Source organism: Streptomyces sp. BK208 (assembly GCF_004364245.1).
Lineage (GTDB): Bacteria > Actinomycetota > Actinomycetes > Streptomycetales > Streptomycetaceae > Streptomyces.
This window is the reverse complement of record NZ_SOAV01000014.1, coordinates 16,699-32,093: the sequence shown is the minus strand read 5'-3', so window position 1 is coordinate 32,093 and position 15,395 is coordinate 16,699. Positions and strand designations below refer to the sequence as shown.

Genomic DNA, 15,395 nt, shown 5'->3' with positions numbered 1-15,395 from the left:
CGTCATGCCTGACACAACTGGTGCCAGCTACGCAGCCGCCGGAGTCGACATCGAGGCGGGCGACCGCGCCGTCGAGCTCATGAAGGAATGGGTCAAGAAGACGCGGCGCCCCGAGGTCCTCGGCGGCCTCGGCGGCTTCGCCGGCCTCTTCGACGCCTCCGCCCTCAAGAACTACGAGCGCCCGCTGCTCGCCTCCGCCACCGACGGTGTCGGCACGAAGGTCGACATCGCCCGGCAGCTCGGCGTGTACGACACCATCGGCCACGACCTGGTCGCGATGGTCATGGACGACATCGTGGTGTGCGGCGCCGAGCCGCTGTTCATGACCGACTACATCTGCGTCGGCAAGGTCCACCCCGAGCGGGTCGCCTCGATCGTCAAGGGCATCGCCGAAGGCTGTGTGCTGGCCGGCTGCGCCCTGGTGGGCGGCGAGACGGCCGAGCACCCCGGCCTGCTGGGCCCGGACGACTTCGACGTCGCCGGCGCCGGTACGGGCGTCGTGGAGGCCGACCGGCTGCTCGGCCCGGATCGCATCCGTACGGGTGACGCGGTGATCGCCATGGCGTCCTCCGGGCTTCACTCGAACGGGTACTCGCTCGTCCGCCACGTCCTGCTGAACGAGGGCGGCCTGGCGCTCGACGCCCACCTGGACGGCCTCGGCCGCACCCTCGGCGAGGAGCTGCTGGAGCCGACCAAGATCTACTCCCTGGACTGCCTGGCCCTCATGCGCACCGCCGAGGTGCACGCCTTCAGCCACGTCACCGGCGGCGGCCTCGCGGCCAACCTGGCCCGGGTGATCCCCGACGGTCTGCACGCCGTGGTCGACCGCTCCACCTGGACGCCGGGCGCGATCTTCGACCTCGTCGGCCGGACCGGCGCCGTCGAGCGCCTGGAGCTGGAGCGGACGCTGAACATGGGCGTGGGCATGATCGCGATCGTGCCCGAGGAGTCGACGGACGTGGCCCTGACCGCCCTCGCCGACCGCGGCGTGGACGCCTGGGTGGCCGGCGAGATCACGGACCGGGGAGACCGGGAGACGGGCGCGGAGATGGTGGGCGACTACGCCGCCTGAGCCGCCGCGGGCAGCACAGAACCCGGCCGGTGACAGACATCACCGACCGGGTTGGTGTTCAGTGCGAGGTCAAGCGCCGCGTCGCCGTTGGGACGGGGACTGGCCGTCCTCGTCCTCGTCGTCGTCCTCATAGAGGTCGGCGTACTTCGCGTACACGTCGTCCTCCTGCTCATCATCCTCGAATGGCCCGCCGTTAGGCGGTTGTGCATTCGACGGCGATGCGCCCAGCTCCTCGGCCAGGCGGGAGAGATCAGTCCCACCGCTGTTGTACTTCAGCTGGCGGGCGACCTTCGTCTGCTTGGCCTTGGCCCGGCCGCGCCCCATGGCTCGACCCCCTCAACGACGGGGCTCGACGGCCCCAGAGTCTTGACACGCGTTCATGGTCCGGAACGGGCTCTCCGTGGAGAGACCGGTCCGTAGGGCTTCCACGGTACCTGAGCCCACGCCCATACGGTACGTCGCCCGCAGCACGTGGCCTGCCCAGGACCGGCGAGGCGCCCCGTCCTCGCTGGTCAACCGCGATTTTAACCACCTTTCGGCGGTCGACCCGCCGGGATAAGTGAGAGTTCTCTCCAACTGCCCCCCGACGGGTACCCGTCAAACCTGCGCAGACCCTGCCGGGCCGGCGCCGTACGACCGCGGGATCACCGCCGGGTACGGGCCTCGGCCATCCGCTGCTCGGCGATCCGGTCGGCCGCGGCGGCCGGCGGAATGCCATCCTCATTCGCACGTGCGAATATGGCCAGCGTGGTGTCGAAGATCTTCGCGGCCTTCGCCTTGCACCGGTCGAAGTCGAAGCCGTGCAGCTCGTCGGCGACCTGGATGACACCGCCGGCGTTCACCACGTAGTCGGGCGCGTAGAGGATCCCGCGGTCGGCGAGGTCCTTCTCGACGCCCGGGTGGGCGAGCTGGTTGTTGGCCGCGCCGCACACCACCCTGGCGGTCAGCACCGGCACCGTCTCGTCGTTGAGCGCCCCGCCGAGTGCGCAGGGCGCGTAGATGTCGAGGTTCTCCACCCGGATCAGCGCGTCGGTGTCGGCGACGGCGACCACCGAGGGGTGCCGCTCGGTGAGGGCCCGCACGACGTCCTTACGCACGTCGGTCACGACCACGTGCGCGCCCTCGGCGAGCAGGTGCTCGACCAGGTGGTGGCCGACCTTGCCGACGCCCGCGATGCCGACGGTGCGGTCGCGCAGCGTCGGGTCGCCCCACAGGTGCTGGGCGGAGGCCCGCATGCCCTGGTAGACGCCGAAGGCGGTGAGCACGGAGGAGTCGCCGGCGCCGCCGTTCTCGGGGGAGCGCCCGGTGGTCCACTGGCACTCGCGGGCCACGACGTCCATGTCGGCCACGTAGGTGCCGACGTCGCACGCGGTGACGTACCGGCCGCCGAGCGAGGCGACGAACCGGCCGTAGGCGAGGAGCAGTTCCTCGCTCTTGACCTGGTCCGGGTCGCCGATGATCACGGCCTTGCCGCCGCCGTGGTCGAGACCGGCCATGGCGTTCTTGTACGACATCCCGCGCGCGAGGTTCAGCGCGTCGGCGACGGCCTCCGCCTCGCTCGCGTACGGGTAGAAGCGGGTGCCGCCGAGGGCGGGGCCCAGGTCGGTGGAGTGGAGGGCGATGACGGCCTTGAGGCCGCTGGCACGGTCCTGGCAGAGCACGACTTGCTCATGACCCCCCTGGTCCGAGTGGAACAGGGTGTGCAGTACATCAGCAGGTGCGCCGGTTACGTCGGTCACGGTGGTGACTCCTGTGTAGGTGCGGCGATGGGCGGCAGTCTCCGTGCGGGTGGCGGGGACTGTGGCACGAGATTAGAGCCTGGCGGTGCCCGCCCGCCGCACAGTGCTCAGGATCACCTCCGCACGGAGTACGGGCGTGGGACGATTTGCAGAGATTCTCGCGCGTTTGTGATCCGTTCCGACGGATTTCCACAGGTTTTCGCGGCGGTGCGCGGGGGAGGGAGCAGGCGTGCCCAAGGTGTCCTCGGTGATCGTGCCGTACGCGGCGTACCTGCGCGTGTACGAGCCGCTGGTGGCCTTCCCGGACGAGGAGCGCGCCCACTGGACCCGATACGCCCGCCGCCCCGACCGGCCCTCGTACCAGGACGAGCTGCGCCGCTCCCTGGCGGACCTGCTGCCCACCCCGCCCGTCGCGGTGCCGGTGCACGAGAGCGCGGACGCCTTCGTGACCGAGGTGGACGGCGTGGTCTGCGTGTGTCCCTGGCGGACCCGGCTGCGCGGCTGGCAGGCCCTCGGCGAGGTGGCCGAGGACTTCCCCGAGCCGGTCCTGGACGCCCTGATCCCGCCGGTCGTACGGCGCCAGAGCGCGCAGGACTACGAACGCTGGCTGGAACGCAACCCGGACGCCCGGCCCTGGATCCGCACGGCCACCTGGCAGGTGCCGATCAACTGGTTCGTGCTGGTCTCCGACACGGAGCGGGAGTACGAGGAGGGCGGGGAGGACGAGGGCGCCGCAGCGCCGGTGCTCCGCTACCGCACGCCCATGGTGCAGGCCCGCCGGCGGGTGGCGCGAGGGCTGCGGGCCCTGCGGGAGGCCGTGGACGAGGGCCCGCTCGTCGACGGCCTGGTGGACGTCGGGCGCTGGCTGGAGGAATTCCACCCGCGGTCCCTGGTCGAGTTGGACTACGGCGGGCTGGTGCACGCCCTGCCGGCGGGCGAGTTGGCGGCGGACCACTCCGCGGCGGACGTGGCCGAGGGGATCGAGGCGCTGCGCCACGGCGACGGGGCCACCGCGGGGGCCGCCTACGGACGGCTGGTGGAGCGCTGGCGGGCGGTCCGGGACCGGCGGTCGGCGAACTGACGTTTGACGTACCGCCCGATGTGAGGTTTCGTCTTCCGCTCCGACACGTGTTCGGTGTGGGCTGATCTCCCGCCGACAAAGGACGTAGGTCCCGATCCGGGCGTATGCGTCAAGCGTGACGGACCGCACGTACATCACTCTTGCGCCGCTTCCCCCTCCTCGTGCCAAAATAGGACAAGGAGCCCGGGGAGGGCTCCTTCCGTCCTGCCGTGATGCACTGTGGGCGGAATCTCCGCATTGCACGCTTTGGGGGGTCTGATGACAGGTCTGGTGACCCCTGAGCGCCCTGTGACTGATCGTCACAGTGGCGTGACTGTCCGCTATGGCATGGTCCATCGGCTTCCGTCGCTGATGAACACCTGGGAGGGCAATTCCATCGGTTTGGCCGACGCGGCTGGACAGATGGTGTAGTTGTAGTGCCGAGGACAAGCCGTTCGTCCTATAACCGACTCGACTCGCGTCCGCCATTTCGGGCAACGCGGGTCAAGGTGCAGAATTTAGAGGAATGAACCGAGAAGGTTCGGTTCTCCCGAGGAGGCCGCTCATGACCGCTCGCACCCCTGATGCCGAGCCGCTGCTGACCCCGGCTGAGGTCGCCACCATGTTCCGCGTCGACCCCAAGACGGTCACGCGCTGGGCGAAGGCCGGCAAGCTCACGTCGATCCGCACGCTCGGCGGGCATCGCCGCTACCGCGAAGCCGAGGTCCGCGCTCTGCTCGCGGGCATTCCGCAGCAGCGCAGCGAGGCCTGAACAACCGCATAACCGGGCAGAACGGCAGGTCCCCCAACCTGCCGAGGCGCCCGGAAGCAGCTCCGTGCGACGCCCTCCCTGCCCCAACAGGGGTGCGTCGTTGATCGCGCTGGACTCCGCCGGGTCCAGCGCGATTTTTTTGTGTCCGGCTCCGTGCCGTCCGGTGGGTGCCCGGCCCGCTTCTGTGCGCGGGCTTGTCGGACTCTGGGGAGGGCTGTCGGATCGTCTGTGCGAGGACTGCGGGAGCTGGTGCAATTGCACATATTAAATTGACCAGTTGTAGGAGAGCCGTAAGGAGCACCGATCCAAAAATTTATGCGGTGACGCCCGTCACATGGCGCGCCGGTTGTTGGGTCCGGCGCCGGTGCGCTATTGGAGGCGTGGCCTCCAGGAGGTCGGCGGGGCAAGGGCGTTGAGAGGCCCGGTGCTCACGCCGTGGAGGCGCTCTCGTCCTCGACGCCCTCTTGACGGCTCGTCGGGGACTGTGGCGCCGACGAGTCCAGCGCCAGCCGCAACAGCCGGTGGCAGATGGGGCAGTGGCGCGTCAGGTGGCCGTACGACGACGCGGCCGACAGGTGCGCGCGGAGCAGGGCCCGTGTCTCGTGCCTGACCGATGCCGCCATACGCCACCTCCAGGGGCCACACGAGGGTGAGGCCCTGTCATTGGAGTACCGAGCGAATGTGACGCCGTCAAGGCCGCGAGAGGGCCGCTGAGAGCCTGCTGGGGGCTTCTGGTGGCCGCTGGGCCCCCCGGGGCTCCTGGTGCCTTCCGGGGCGGCGAGCCGCGGCGAACGGAAGAGCCGTCGCGAACGGAAGAAGCCCCGCACCGATCGCTCGGTGCGGGGCTTTCACTGCGGTCCTGACGGGATTTGAACCCGCGGCCTCCACCTTGACAGGGTGGCGAGCACTCCAAACTGCTCCACAGGACCAGGTTTCGCGGCGCTTCTTCTGCGTTGCGCTGCGAGAAGAGACTGTACAGGAGGGTGGGCCCCCGGTCGAACTCACCCTCCGTACGGGCTCGCTCACGGCGTCGTCACGGTGCCAGCGCGTCGATCGCCTTCACGATCCGCTTGTCGGAGACGGGGTACGCCGTGCCGAGCGCGTGCGCGAAATAGCTGACCCGGAGCTCCTCGATCATCCAGCGGACGTCCAGGACCTGCTGCGGCACCGGCCGGCCCTGCGGCATCTGCTCCAGCAGCCACGCGTACTCGTCGCGCATCTCGTGGACCTTCTCCATGCGGGAGGTGTCCCGCTGCACACCGGTCGGCATCTGCTGCAGCCGCCGGTCCGCGGCGACCAGATAGCGCATCAGGTCCGGCAGCCGCTTGATGCCCGCCTCGGTGACGAAGCCGGGCTTCACCAGCGCGTCCAACTGCGTCCGCACGTCCTGGAGGTTCGCCAGCAGCGCGGGGCTGCGTACCGCCTTCAGGCGGCGTTCGCAGGCCTGCCAGGCCGCCAGCACCTGCTGCACCTGGCCCACGGTGCGCACGGTCGTGTCGACGATCTCCGCGCGGACCTTGTCGTAGAGCTTCCGGTACGACTCCTCGTCCCACGCCGGGCCGCCGAAGTCCGCGATCAGCTTGTCCGCCGCCGCCGTGGCGCAGTCGTCGAACAGCGCCTGGATCGAACCGTGCGGGTTCGCGGACAGGCCCAGCTTCTGCTGGTTGGTCAGCTTCTCGGACGCGAACTTCGCGGGGTTGACCGGGATGTTGCGCAGGATCAGCCGGCGCGTGCCCTTCCACATCGCCTGCGCCTGCTCGGCCTCGGTGTCGAAGAGCCGGACGGAGACGGTGTTCGCCTTCGCCCCGTCGTCCACCAGCGCCGGATACGCCTTGACCGGCTGCCCGGCCCGGCGGGTCTCGAAGACCCGGGTCAGCGTGCCGATCGTCCAGTCCGTCAGACCGGAGCGCTCCAGCGACTCACCGCCGCTGCGCTCCGCGGTGGCCGCCGCGGCCTGCGAGAGCGCCTTGCGCGCCTTCGGGCGCAGCCGGAGCTTCAGCGCCTCCAGGTCCTTGTCCTCGGCGAGCTTGCGGCGGCGTTCGTCGACGATCCGGAACGTGATCTTCAGGTGGTCGGGGACCTTCGCCCAGTCGAAGTCCTCGGCGTCGAACGGGACTCCCACCATGCGCTTCAGCTCCCGCGCCATGGTCACCGTCAGCGGCTCCTGGAGCGGCACGGCACGGTCGAGGAAGGCCTGGGCGAAGTTCGGGGCGGGCACGTAGTTGCGGCGGACCGGCTTGGGCAGGGAGCGGATCAGCTCCGTGACCACCTGCTCGCGCAGGCCCGGGATCTGCCAGTCGAAGCCCTCGTCCGTGACCTGGTTGAGCACCTGGAGCGGCACGTGGACGGTCACGCCGTCGGCGTCCGCCCCCGGCTCGAACTGGTACGTCACCCGGAACTTCAGCGGCCCCTGCCGCCAGGAGTCCGGATAGTCGTCCTTGGTGACCGCCCCCGCCTTCTCGTTGATGAGCATCTCGCGCTCGAAGTCGAGGAAGTCGGGCTGCTCGTGCCGCTTGTGCTTCCACCACGAGTCGAAGTGCGCACCCGAGACGACGTGTTCGGGCACCCGCTGGTCGTAGAAGTCGTACAGCGTCTCGTCGTCGACCAGGATGTCCCGGCGCCGGGCGCGGTGCTCCAGCTCCTCGACCTCGGTCAGCAGCCTACGGTTGTCCGCGAAGAACTTGTGGTGGGTGCGCCAGTCGCCCTCCACCAGGGCGTTGCGGATGAACAGCTCGCGGCTGACCTCGGGGTCGATCCGCCCGTAGTTCACCTTGCGCTGCGCCACGATCGGCACGCCGTACAGCGTGACCTTCTCGTACGCCATCACCGCCGCCTGGTCCTTCTCCCAGTGCGGTTCGCTGTAGGTGCGCTTGAGGAGGTGCCCGGCGAGCGGCTCGACCCACTCCGGTTCGATCCTCGCGTTGACGCGGGCCCACAGCCGGGAGGTCTCCACCAGCTCGGCGGACATCACGAACCGCGGCGGCTTCTTGAAGAGCGCCGAACCCGGGAAGATCGCGAACTTGGCGTTCCGGGCGCCCAGGTACTCGTTCTTCCCCGTGCTCCTGCCACCCTCCGAGCCGGAGTCCTTGACGTCCTTCATGCCGACGTGGGAGAGCAGACCCGCGAGCAGCGACACGTGCACGCGGTCGTCGGGGGCGGCGTCGTCGGCGTCGTTGAGATGGATGCCCATCTGCTTGGCGACCGTGCGCAGCTGCGTGTAGATGTCCTGCCACTCGCGGATGCGCAGGAAGTTGAGGTACTCCTGCTTGCACATCCGGCGGAAGGACGACGAGCCGCGTTCCTTCTGCTGCTCGCGCACATAGCGCCACAGGTTGAGGAACGCGAGGAAGTCGCTGCTCTCGTCCTTGAAGCGGGCGTGCTGCTGGTCGGCCTGCGCCTGCTTCTCCGCCGGGCGCTCCCGCGGGTCCTGGATGGACAGGGCCGCCGCTATGACCATGACCTCGCGGACACAGCCGTTCTTGTCCGCCTCCAGCACCATCCGGGCCAGCCGCGGGTCGACGGGCAGCTGGGCGAGCTTGCGGCCGGTGTCGGTCAGCCGCTTGCGCGCGTCCTTCTGCGCCGGGTCGAGCGCGCCGAGCTCCTGGAGCAGCTGCACGCCGTCGCGGATGTTGCGGTGGTCCGGGGGGTCGATGAAGGGGAACTTCTCGATGTCGCCGAGGCCGGCCGCGGTCATCTGCAGGATGACGGAGGCCAGGTTCGTCCGCAGGATCTCGGCGTCCGTGAACTCCGGGCGGGACTCGAAGTCGTCCTCGGAGTACAGCCGGACGCAGATGCCGTCGGAGGTACGGCCGCAGCGGCCCTTGCGCTGGTTGGCGCTGGCCTGCGAGATCGGCTCGATGGGCAGCCGCTGCACCTTGGTGCGGTGGCTGTAGCGGGAGATGCGGGCGAAGCCGGGGTCGATGACGTACTTGATGCCGGGGACCGTGAGGGAGGTCTCGGCGACGTTGGTCGCGAGAACGATCCTGCGCCCGGTGTGCTGCTGGAACACCCGGTGCTGCTCGGCGTGCGACAGCCGGGCGTACAGCGGCAGGACCTCGGTGAATCTGTACTTCTTCTTCTCCAGCGCGTCGGCCGTGTCCCGGATCTCCCGCTCGCCGGAGAGGAAGACGAGGATGTCGCCCTTGCCCTCGCCCATCAGCTCCTCGACGGCGTCGGTGATCGCCGTGATCTGGTCCCGGTCGGCGTCCTCGCCGTCCTCCTCCAGGAGCGGCCGGTACCGCACCTCGACCGGATACGTCCGCCCGCTGACCTCGACGATCGGGGCGTCGCCGAAGTGCCGGGAGAAGCGCTCGGGGTCGATGGTCGCCGAGGTGATGACGACCTTGAGGTCGGGGCGCTTGGGCAGCAGCTGGGCGAGGTAGCCCAGCAGGAAGTCGATGTTGAGGGACCGCTCGTGGGCCTCGTCGATGATGATCGTGTCGTAGGCGCGCAACTCGCGGTCGGTCTGGATCTCGGCGAGCAGGATGCCGTCCGTCATCAGCTTGATGAAGGTGGACTGCGGGTTCACCTGGTCGGTGAAGCGGACCTTCCAGCCGACGGTCTCCCCGAGCGGCGTGTCCAGCTCGTCCGCGACCCGCTCGGCGACGGTGCGCGCGGCGATCCGGCGGGGCTGGGTGTGCCCGATCATGCCGCGGACGCCGCGGCCCAGCTCGACACAGATCTTCGGGATCTGGGTGGTCTTGCCGGAGCCGGTCTCGCCGGCGACGATCACGACCTGGTGATCACGGATGGCCGCCGCGATCTCGTCCTTCTTCTGGCTGACCGGGAGCTGCTCGGGGTAGCTGACGGCCGGGACGCGTGCCCGGCGTTCACCGATGCGCTCTTCGGCCCGGGCCACCTCCGTCTCGATCTCGGCGAGGACGGCGGCGCGGGCCTCCGGCTTACGGATCTTCCGCGCACCCTCCAGCCTGCGGCCGAGCCGGTGCGCGTCGCGCAGCGACAGCTCGGTCAGCCGGGGGGCGAGGGTGCCGAGGGCGGGAGCAGGGTGCGTAGACATACGGGTTCCAGGATCGCATCCTCGGGAAAAACCTGGCGAACGATTTCCGCCCGGGCAACACAGAACCCCCGTCGATGATCTCGACGGGGGTTGTATGTGGCTGGGGCCGGGGTCGAACCGGCGACCTATCGCTTTTCAGGCGATCGCTCGTACCAACTGAGCTACCCAGCCGCGAGGTTTCACGTGAAACCTCAGCGGTCCTGACGGGATTTGAACCCGCGGCCTCCACCTTGACAGGGTGGCGAGCACTCCAAACTGCTCCACAGGACCAAGCTTCGTACGACAGTGTCGCACATGTACTGCGTGCCCCCAACGGGATTCGAACCCGTGCTACCGCCTTGAAAGGGCGGCGTCCTAGGCCGCTAGACGATGAGGGCTATCGGCCCGCCTGGGCGCTTCGCAGCGCGTCGGGGACGTGAGAAGCATATGGGATGGCGGGAGGTATCGCCAAAACGCTTTACGGGGTGCTGGGGGCGGGGCTGTCCGGGGCGGTGGGGGACGGGCCGCTCACGGAGGGGGAGGGGGCCGCGCCCGGCTGGTTCTCCTTGGGCAGATGGCGGCTGACCTCGGCCGTGGTCAGGCCCAGGCCGCCCAGCTCGATCTCGTCCCAGGCCTGGAGGCGCCGGGAGTCCCGGTCGAAGTAGAGGATCGAGGCCTGGATGGGGTCGGGGTACTTGCCCTCGACCGCGCGCAGGCCGCTGCCGCCCGTGGACCCCTCGACGCGCAGCCGGGTGCCGTACCTCATGACCTTCATGTCCTCGTGGTGGAGGTGCCCGGCCAGGACCAGCGGTACGTCGCCGTCGACCTCGCGAGCGGCCGAGGGCTCGTGGGCGACGGCCACGTCCACGGGGGTGCCGGCCGCGCTCTGGTCGCGCAGGGCGGAGGCGAGCCGGGCGCCGGCCAGCTCCTGGGACGCCTCGGCGCCGTCCGCCTCGGAGCGGTCCGGGGTGTACTGCGGGTCGCCCATGCCGGCGAAGCGCAGGCCCGCGACGTTCCGGGCGTGACCGTCGTCCAGGACGTGCACGTTCTTCAGGTGCTTGAGGTACTCCTGGGTGCCCCGGGAGTCGTGGTTGCCGCGGACCCACACGTAGGGGGCGCCGAGGTCCTCGATCGGGTCCAGGAAGCCGTTCTCCGCGGCCGTGCCGTGATCCATCGTGTCGCCGGAGTCGACGATCACGTTCACCTTGTACTGCGCCACCAGCGAGGCGATGATCTTCCAGCTCGCCGGGTTCAGATGGATGTCCGACACGTGCAGGACGCGGATCGTGGTCGGGTCGGGCTGGTAGGCGGGGAGGGTCGAGGTGACGTCGTAGAGCTTGGTCACGTTGGTCACCAGGCGCGCCAGTTCCTTCTGGTAGACGTCGAACTCGGTCACGATGCTGCGCGCGTTGCCGACGAGGGAGGGTGCGGAGGAGAGCAGGCCGGAGAACTTCGGCTCCAGTACGGAGTCCGGGTTCCAGGTGGCGTAGGCGGTGCCGCCGGAGGCGACCAGGAGGGTGAGCGCGAGGCCCCCCGCGGCGAGGGCGCGCCGGGGACGGCGGTAGACGGCGAGGCCGAGCGCGGTGGCGCCGGTGACGACGGCCACGCAGGAGCGGACGGCGAGGTCGAGGGTGCCGTGCTCGACGTCCTGGGCGACCTCGTCCTGGAGGCCGGAGAGCCGTTCGGGGTGGTCGACGAGGGCCTGGGCGCGGTCGGGGTCGAGCTGGTCCACGTTGACGTCGAGGCGGACCGGGGCCACATGGCTGTCGAGCCGGAGGGCGCCCAGCGGCGAGACGTTGATCTTCGTACCGCCGGCCAGCGACGGGCGCAGGGTCATCGTGGTGTCCATCGGGCCGACCGGCGCCCGGACGTCGCCGACGACCAGCAGGCCCAGCCAGGCGCCGAGCAGCACCACGGCGACGAGGCCGCCGGCGCGGATCCAGGGGCGGGGGCGGGCGGCGAGTTCCGGGGTCGCGGAGGCGCAGCGGTCCCGCCGGTCGCGCCGGGCTCGGCAGCGGCGGGTGAGGGCGCGCGGGGCGTTGCGGATGGGGTTCATCACCTCGGCCAGGGCGTGCAGGGCTGCGGCGGGGACGCGGACCATTGGTCCCGTATGCCCAAGTCGCGGGGCGGATATGCGGGTCGTACTCCACGGTCGTACCCGACAATGGGCCTGTGCTGGAGATGACGCGCGAGGAGTTCGAGGAACTGGTCGCCGAGGCCCTGGACCGGATCCCGCCGGAGCTGACGCGGCTGATGGACAACGTCGCGGTGTTCGTCGAGGACGAACCGCCGGCGGACGATCCCGAGCTGCTCGGGCTGTACGAGGGGACGCCGCTGACGGAGCGCGGGGAGTGGTACGCGGGCGTGCTGCCGGACCGGATCACCATCTACCGGGGGCCGACGCTGCGGTTCTGCGCGTCGCGCGAGGACGTGGTCGCCGAGACGGAGGTGACGGTCGTTCACGAGATCGCCCACCACTTCGGGATCGACGACGCGCGGCTGCATTCCCTCGGGTACGGGTGACGCGCCCGGGTCCCGCTTCGGGTACGGGGTGACGCGCTCGGGTCAAATCGGCCGCGCGGGCGCGTGTCCTCTTGCGGGTGAAGGGAGTTGGGCACGGCGACTCCTGACCCCCGGAGGTGGCCGCCCGTGCGCCCCTTGTACGTACCCGTCCGTCTGGCCGCCACGGCCATGGCCGTCGTCGCCGCCGCCGGCTGCATGAGCGTCGGCGACGACGAGCCCGGCGGGGGCGTCGGGCCGTCGCACTCCGCCGGGGAACGGGGCGGCGAGGCGCCGGAGGGCGGCCCCGCGGTCTCCGGCGGGAACGCCGGGTACGACGCGGCGGCCGGCGACGGCAAGCGCGGCAAGGGGAAGAAGGCCGAGGGCGAGGACGAGGGCCACGGCAAGGGGAAGGGCCGGAAGGGCAAGGGCAAGGACGCGTCCGCCCCGGCGCCCCCGGCCGCGCTCCCGACCGGGGCCCGGCCGCCGAACGGGGGGAACCACGGGCCCGTGCCCACGTGGACGCCTCCGGTGGAGCCCACCCGCCCGGCCGAGCCGGAGCCGACGCCGACCCAGGAGCCGCCCGCCTCCCCGACGCCGGAGCCGACGGTGGCCGAGCCCTCCTCGTCGGCGCACGAGCCGCCCGGGACCCAGCTCGAACAGCGGGAGCCGGCTCCGGCGGCGGGGGCTCCGGCGTAAAACGGGCGGGTGGGCCGGCTGGGTCGGGCGGGTCGGTTGGGGCGAGTGGCGGCGAGCCGCTGAGCTGGGCTTGTGCGGCCGGTTTGCCTTCGGGGGTGGAGGGTGCGTATGGTGGTAGATCGTTTGATCCCATTTGCCCGGCGCCACCGCAGAGCGCGCCGTGTGGCGCGTACTCTCCCCTAGCCGTGGTGGACCGCATCGAGGCGGTCGTATTGCGAATCGCGATTCACGGAGTTGACGGGCGCGTGCCGACGAGAGACTCCGGAAGGTTTCGCATTCGCATGTCCATGACCAGTACTGATCACGTCGTCGTGCCCGAGGACGCCGAGGGCGTCGAGGGTGCACCGGAGGCCGTCGAGGCCACCGCTACCACCGAGGCCCCGGAAGCCGCCGAGGCTCCCGAGGCGACGTTCGCCGACCTCGGTCTCCCCGAGGGCGTCGTGCGCAAGCTCGCGCAGAACGGCGTGACCACCCCCTTCCCGATCCAGGCCGCGACCATCCCGGACGCGCTGGCGGGCAAGGACATCCTCGGCCGCGGCCGCACCGGCTCCGGCAAGACCCTCTCCTTCGGTCTGCCGACCCTGGCCACGCTGGCCGGCGGCCGCACCGAGAAGCACAAGCCCCGCGCCGTCATCCTGACGCCGACCCGCGAGCTGGCCATGCAGGTGGCCGACGCCCTTCAGCCCTACGGCGACGTCCTCGGCCTGAAGATGAAGGTCGTCTGCGGCGGTACCTCCATGGGCAACCAGATCTACGCCCTGGAGCGAGGCGTCGACATCCTCGTCGCCACCCCGGGCCGCCTGCGCGACATCATCAACCGCGGCGCGTGCTCCCTGGAGAACGTGCAGATCGCCGTTCTCGACGAGGCCGACCAGATGTCGGACCTCGGCTTCCTGCCCGAGGTCACCGAGCTGCTCGACCAGGTCCCCGCGGGCGGCCAGCGCATGCTCTTCTCGGCCACGATGGAGAACGAGATCTCCACGCTGGTCAAGCGCTACCTCACCGACCCGGTCACGCACGAGGTCGACAGCGCTCAGGGCAACGTGACGACCATGTCGCACCACATCCTCGTCGTGAAGCCCAAGGACAAGGCGCCGGTCACCGCCGCGATCGCCTCGCGCAAGGGCCGCACGATCATCTTCGTCCGCACCCAGCTCGGCGCCGACCGTATCGCCGAGCAGCTGTGCGACGCCGGTGTGAAGGCCGACGCGCTGCACGGCGGTATGACGCAGGGCGCGCGTACCCGGGTGCTGGAGGACTTCAAGAAGGGCTACGTCAACGCGCTCGTCGCCACCGACGTCGCCGCGCGCGGCATCCACGTCGACGGCATCGACCTCGTCCTGAACGTGGACCCGGCCGGCGACCACAAGGACTACCTGCACCGCGCGGGCCGCACCGCCCGCGCCGGCCGCACCGGCACGGTCGTCTCGCTCTCCCTGCCGCACCAGCGCCGCCAGATCTTCCGGCTGATGGAGGACGCGGGCGTCGACGCCACGCGCCACATCGTCCAGGGCGGCGCCGCCTTCGACCCGGAGGTCGCCGAGATCACCGGGGCCCGGTCGATGACCGAGGTCCAGGCCGAGTCGGCGGGCAACGCGGCGCAGCAGGCCGAGCGCGAGGTCGGTCAGCTCACCAAGGAGCTGGAGCGGGCCCAGCGCCGCGCCACCGAGCTGCGCGAGGAGGCGGACCGTCTGGTCGCCAGGGTCGCGCGGGAGCGCGGCGAGGACCCGGAGACGGTCCTGGCCGAGGTGGCCGCCGCGGCGTCCGAGACCGAGGTCTCGCTGCCCGAGCAGCCCGGCGCGCGGGACGTGGAGAAGACGGAGCGCACCGGCGGCGCCGGCCGCGACCGCTTCGCCGACCGGGGCGAGCGTTCCTTCGACCGTCGCGACGACCGCGGTGACCGTGGTGGCTTCCGTCGCGACGACCGGGGCGACCGTGGTGACCGTGGCGGCTTCCGCCGTGACGACCGCCGTGACGACCGCGGTGGCCGTTCCTTCGACCGTCGCGACGACCGCGGTGACCGTGGCGGCTTCCGTCGCGACGACCGGGGCGACCGTGGTGGTGACCGTGGCGGCTTCCGCCGTGACGACCGCCGTGACGACCGTGGCGGCCGTTCCTTCGACCGTCGCGACGACCGCGGCGGGCGTTCGTTCGAGCGTCGTGACGACCGGGGCGACCGCGGTGGCTTCCGCCGTGACGACCGCGGTGACCGCGGTGACCGTGGCGGGCGTTCCTTCGAGCGCCGTGACGACCGGGGCGACCGCGGTGGCCGTTCCTTCGAGCGTCGCGACGACCGCGGCGGACACCGGGGCAGTGACCGTCCGTTCAACCGCGACCGCCAGGGCGACCGCCCCGGCTTCCGCTCCGGCGGTCACGACCGCCCGTCCGGCCGCCGCGACGACCACCGTGGTTCGTCCTTCGGCCGCCGTGACGACAAGCCGCGCTGGAAGCGCAACGGCTGACGCCTGACGTCCTGAGAAGCGCCGTGGCCTCCACCCCACCGGGTGGAGGCCACGGCGCTTCGCGTTGCGGTCCGGTTTCGGCCACGGAGTGACGCA

The 15,395-nt window shown here is 70.8% G+C and carries 11 protein-coding genes and 4 tRNA genes; 6 read left to right on the top strand and 9 right to left on the bottom strand.

Translation table 11 applies throughout. The features are described 5' to 3' along the window. Nucleotides 1-4: 4 nt before the first annotated feature. Complete coding sequence (purM, locus tag EV562_RS29245) at nt 5-1,072, top strand: phosphoribosylformylglycinamidine cyclo-ligase (protein WP_133889871.1); 1,068 nt, start codon at nt 5-7, stop codon at nt 1,070-1,072. Nucleotides 1,073-1,141: 69 nt separating this feature from the next. Here purM and EV562_RS29240 read toward each other — a convergent pair whose 3' ends face one another. Both EV562_RS29240 and EV562_RS29235 read right to left on the bottom strand, forming a co-directional pair. Further along, nucleotides 1,142-1,396 (bottom strand): DUF3073 domain-containing protein, encoded by a 255-nt coding sequence (locus tag EV562_RS29240; RefSeq protein ID WP_133889870.1) that lies wholly within the window; start codon nt 1,394-1,396, stop codon nt 1,142-1,144. Between the two features lie 320 nt (nt 1,397-1,716). Continuing rightward, nucleotides 1,717-2,811, bottom strand: a complete 1,095-nt coding sequence (locus tag EV562_RS29235) for a Glu/Leu/Phe/Val dehydrogenase dimerization domain-containing protein (protein ID WP_133889869.1) — start codon at nt 2,809-2,811, stop codon at nt 1,717-1,719. A gap of 229 nt (nt 2,812-3,040) precedes the next feature. Here EV562_RS29235 and EV562_RS29230 point away from each other — a divergent pair, with 229 nt between their 5' ends. Continuing rightward, complete coding sequence (locus tag EV562_RS29230) at nt 3,041-3,892, top strand: hypothetical protein (protein WP_133889868.1); 852 nt, start codon at nt 3,041-3,043, stop codon at nt 3,890-3,892. Nucleotides 3,893-4,436: 544 nt separating this feature from the next. Continuing rightward, a complete protein-coding gene (gene bldC, locus EV562_RS29225; RefSeq protein ID WP_003949541.1) occupies nt 4,437-4,643 on the top strand; it encodes a developmental transcriptional regulator BldC in 207 nt (68 codons plus the stop codon). 428 nt (nt 4,644-5,071) lie between these two features. Here bldC and EV562_RS29220 read toward each other — a convergent pair whose 3' ends face one another. From EV562_RS29220 to EV562_RS29190, 7 genes are all read right to left on the bottom strand, one after another. Continuing rightward, complete coding sequence (locus tag EV562_RS29220; RefSeq protein WP_133889867.1) at nt 5,072-5,266, bottom strand: DUF6274 family protein; 195 nt, start codon at nt 5,264-5,266, stop codon at nt 5,072-5,074. 231 nt (nt 5,267-5,497) lie between these two features. After that, a tRNA-Asp gene (locus EV562_RS29215) sits at nt 5,498-5,572 on the bottom strand. 104 nt (nt 5,573-5,676) lie between these two features. Next, nucleotides 5,677-9,660, bottom strand: coding sequence for an ATP-dependent RNA helicase HrpA (hrpA, locus tag EV562_RS29210; protein ID WP_133889866.1), 3,984 nt, complete (start codon nt 9,658-9,660; stop codon nt 5,677-5,679). A 97-nt stretch (nt 9,661-9,757) separates the two neighbouring features. Then, a tRNA-Phe gene (locus tag EV562_RS29205) sits at nt 9,758-9,831 on the bottom strand. 24 nt (nt 9,832-9,855) lie between these two features. Next, nucleotides 9,856-9,930: transfer RNA gene (locus EV562_RS29200), tRNA-Asp, on the bottom strand. Between the two features lie 34 nt (nt 9,931-9,964). Continuing rightward, a tRNA-Glu gene (locus EV562_RS29195) sits at nt 9,965-10,037 on the bottom strand. A gap of 80 nt (nt 10,038-10,117) precedes the next feature. Beyond that, on the bottom strand, nt 10,118-11,740 hold the full coding sequence (locus EV562_RS29190) for a metallophosphoesterase (protein WP_166662052.1): 1,623 nt from the start codon (nt 11,738-11,740) through the stop codon (nt 10,118-10,120). A 71-nt stretch (nt 11,741-11,811) separates the two neighbouring features. Between EV562_RS29190 and EV562_RS29185 the strand changes: the two genes are divergently transcribed. From EV562_RS29185 to EV562_RS29175, 3 genes are all read left to right on the top strand, one after another. Next, nucleotides 11,812-12,162 carry a metallopeptidase family protein gene (locus EV562_RS29185; protein ID WP_133889865.1) on the top strand — a complete coding sequence of 117 codons (351 nt, stop codon included), beginning with the start codon at nt 11,812-11,814 and terminating at the stop codon, nt 12,160-12,162. A 126-nt stretch (nt 12,163-12,288) separates the two neighbouring features. Next, nucleotides 12,289-12,837 carry a hypothetical protein gene (locus EV562_RS29180; RefSeq protein WP_133889864.1) on the top strand — a complete coding sequence of 183 codons (549 nt, stop codon included), beginning with the start codon at nt 12,289-12,291 and terminating at the stop codon, nt 12,835-12,837. A 281-nt stretch (nt 12,838-13,118) separates the two neighbouring features. After that, nucleotides 13,119-15,299 (top strand): DEAD/DEAH box helicase, encoded by a 2,181-nt coding sequence (locus EV562_RS29175; protein ID WP_166662051.1) that lies wholly within the window; start codon nt 13,119-13,121, stop codon nt 15,297-15,299. The last annotated feature ends 96 nt before the right edge of the window (nt 15,300-15,395 follow it).